2 protein-coding genes and 2 pseudogenes are annotated in these 3,235 nt (G+C 68.0%); all 4 read right to left on the reverse strand.

Features of this window, described 5'->3' with window-relative positions; all coding sequences use genetic code 11:
- A pseudogene (locus ACYC1Z_RS14840) lies at positions 1-292 on the reverse strand (ABC transporter permease); the annotation flags it as partial.
- Positions 293-300: 8 nt separating this feature from the next.
- A complete protein-coding gene (locus ACYC1Z_RS14845; protein WP_461410285.1) occupies positions 301-1,860 on the reverse strand; it encodes a sugar ABC transporter ATP-binding protein in 1,560 nt (519 codons plus the stop codon).
- A gap of 63 nt (positions 1,861-1,923) precedes the next feature.
- A complete protein-coding gene (locus ACYC1Z_RS14850; RefSeq protein ID WP_461410286.1) occupies positions 1,924-3,030 on the reverse strand; it encodes a substrate-binding domain-containing protein in 1,107 nt (368 codons plus the stop codon).
- Positions 3,031-3,057: 27 nt separating this feature from the next.
- Positions 3,058-3,235: pseudogene (locus ACYC1Z_RS14855) on the reverse strand (S-methyl-5-thioribose-1-phosphate isomerase); the annotation flags it as partial.

Consider the following 3,235-nt stretch of genomic DNA (forward strand, 5'->3'; position numbering starts at 1 on the left):
CCGTCGTACCGGTCATGTTGTAGAAGACCATCATCATGGCGGCGATCTGCACCGCAAGCCCGGCTGTCGATCCGATCGAAAGGTCCAGGCCACCGACCACCATCGTGAACGTGACCCCCAGGCCGAGGATCGCCGTCACCGAGGTGAACTTGAGCATGGAGAACAGCGACGACGACGTTCCGAAGGCCGGCTCGGTCGCGAAGAAGTAGGCGAACAACAGGATCGTCACGGCGATGAAGCCGTACTTCACGATACCGTCCTGGACCTTTCCAAAGGTCTCTGAATCTCTCATCGTGGGCATCAGGCCACCTCCGACATGCTCGTGACAATTGCGGCGTTGTCCACCTCGGTCGCGTACGCGTCGAGGCGGATGTCGCCCTCGACGAGCACGATGATCCGGTCCGCCACCTCGCGGATCTCCTCTACATCGCTGGACAGCACCACGACGCAGGCGCCGGCGGCTGCCTGTTCGCGGGCGCGGCGGGAGATGTCGCGGCGGGCGCCGATGTCCACGCCGCGGAAGGGTTCGTCGAGCAGCAGCACCTGGGGGGCATGGAGCATCCAGCGTGCCACCACCACCTTCTGCTGGTTGCCGCCTGAGAGTGCGTCGACAGCCTGGGCGGGGCCGGTGGCCACCACGCCGAAGTCCTCGATCACCTGTCTGCCGAGGGCCTTCTCGCGAAGGAGCTGCAGGACCCCCGCCCTGCTCAGCCCGCCGAGGAAGGGCAGGCTGGTCGTCGCGGCCACGGACCAGCCGGGCAGCATCGCCTCGGCAGCGCGATCCTCGGGGACGAGGTAGACCCCACGGCGGACGGCGTCGCGGGTGTGCCGGGGGCTGTACGCCTCGCCATCGAGCCGCATCGTGCCGCACGGGAGGTGATCGGCACCGAAGATCCCGCGGGCGAGCTCAGACTTGCCGGCGCCGATGAGGCCCACGATGCCGGTCACCTCGCCGCGGCGCAGGTCCAGGTCGAAGGGGGAGGAACGGCGAAGAAGCTGGACCCCGCGCATCGCGACGGCGACCTGCTCACCACGGTGCTCGACGAGCTCGCTGGCCTCCTCCAGCACCGACTTGCCGAGCATCGAGCGCACCGCGGTGGCGAGGTCGAACGGCGCCGTCTGGACGTCATGGACACGCCCGTCGCGCAGCACGACGAGCTCGTCGGCCAGGGCGTTGATCTCGCTGAGGCGGTGAGAGACGTACAGGATCGCCACGCCCTCGGCGCGGAGCCGGCGCACCACCTCGAACAGGCGCTCCACCTCCGCGGTGGACAGTGTGGAGGTGGGCTCGTCCAGGACGAGCACCTTGGGGCGGTGGCTGAGCGCACGGGCGAGCAGCAGCATCTGGCTGTCGGCGATCCCCAGCTCGAAGACATCCTTGCACAGCACGGCGTCGGACCAGCCCAGGTTCAGCGTGGCGGCGATCTGGCGGGCACGCGGCAGGAGCCGGCGCAGCGAGCTCACGGCCGGCGCGGAGCCGCGGACGATCTCCTCGAAGACGAGGTTCTCCGCCACCGTCAGGCCCGGGACGATCGTCTCGTTGATGCGCTGGTGGACGGTCTGGATGCCGTGTCGGGCAGCCGCGGCGGGGGTGTCGATGGTGACGTCCTCGCCCGCGACCGTGATGTGGCCGCCGTGATCGTCGTACACGCCGGAGAGGATCTTGATCAGCGTGGACTTCCCGGCGCCGTTGGCGCCCAGCAGCGCGGTGACTCGCCCGGGCGTCAACGCCATCGTGACGCCCTTGAGCACCCTGTTGACGCCGAAGCTCATGGTGATGTCGTCGAGCTCGAGCACCGGTCCGGTGGTCATGGCGATGGTTGCAGCCCCTGACTCGTCATTGGTCTTGTGGTCCTGCACCGGTTCATCCCTTCGTGGTGATGGAGGCCGCCCGGCACCGGCTGCGCCGGGCGGCCATCGGGATCAGAACGTGACGACCGGGATCCAGTCGGCGCCGGAGACATCAGAGATGTTCAGGGCCGGCTCCGCGGCACGCAGGGTCTCCATGTTGATGATGTTGTTCTCGCGCAGGAAGTCCTGGGTGATCAGGATCGGGGGGAACTCCACCAGCATCTCGTCCAGCTCACCGGCCATGTGGAGGGCCAGCGTCCGGAAGACCGTGGCGCCGATGGCGTTGGGGTCCGTGGCACCGGTGGCGACCCACGGGCTGCCCTCGGCGGCCATCAGTTCGATGTCCGCGGTGGAGATGTCGGCACCGTAGACGAGCACCTTCCCCTTGAGGTCCGGGTTCTGCTCCAGCGCGGAGAGGGTGGCCTTGGTCAGCTCGTCGTAGGGAGCGTAGATAGCGGTCACGTCCGGGTTGGACTTCAGGGCGTTGTCCACCATGGGGGCGGAGTCGGTGGCCGAGGAGTTGGTGAACGTGCCGGTGTGGAACATCTCCTCCCAGCCGTTCGCCGCCACGTACTCGCGCCAGATCACATCGCGACGGTCGAGCGGCGCGATACCGGCGACGTTGACGTAGCCGACCTGCTGGTCCGCTCCGACGTCCTCGACCATCTTGTCGAGCACCAGGCCGGCCATGGCGGCGTCGGACTGCTGGGTCTGCACGGCCTCGGGGGCGCACTGCTGGATCTCCACGTCATAGATGATGACGTCGATGCCGGCCTCGATGGCCTTGTTCACACCCGGGCACAGCGTGTCCGGGAAGCCGTGCCGGACGATGATGCCGTCGACACCGGAGGCGATGGCCTGGTCGAGCTGGGTTGCCTGGGTGGCGTTGTTCCCCTGGGCGTCGAAGACGGACAGGTCGACGCCCAGGGACGCGGCCTGCTGCTTGGTGCCGTTGAGGTACTGCTGGAAGTAGTCGCCCTGGCCGCTCTGCTGGACGATGGCGATCTTGACGCCTTCTTTGTCGAACGGAGCCGGTGCCGCGGCGGCCGGCTCGCTGACTGCGGGTTCGTCGGTGGTCGCGGGGGCATCGGGTTCGACGCCGGCTCCCTGGCTGCACGCGGCCATGAGAAACATGGATGCGCCGGCGACACCTGCGATGAGTACCTTGCTCTTCTTCATGGTGATCCTCTCGATTCGCAACATTGCTCAGCCCGCGATCGTCGCGAGCAGATCGGGGTCGGGGGTGCGGGCGGGCTCAGTGATGCCGTGCTCGGTGACGATGGCACTGATGAGATCGTGCGGGGTGACGTCGAAGGCCGGGTTGAACCCGCGCGCACCCGCGGGTGCGGTGCGGCGGCCGGCGACGTCGAGGACCTCGTCGGAG

Source organism: Georgenia sp., assembly GCF_054605595.1.

Bases quoted from the DNA above. Each gene is read 5' to 3' on its own strand.
- ACYC1Z_RS14850 (WP_461410286.1), bottom strand. From the start codon at position 3,030: ATGAAGAAGAGCAAGGTACTCATCGCAGGTGTCGCCGGCGCATCCATG.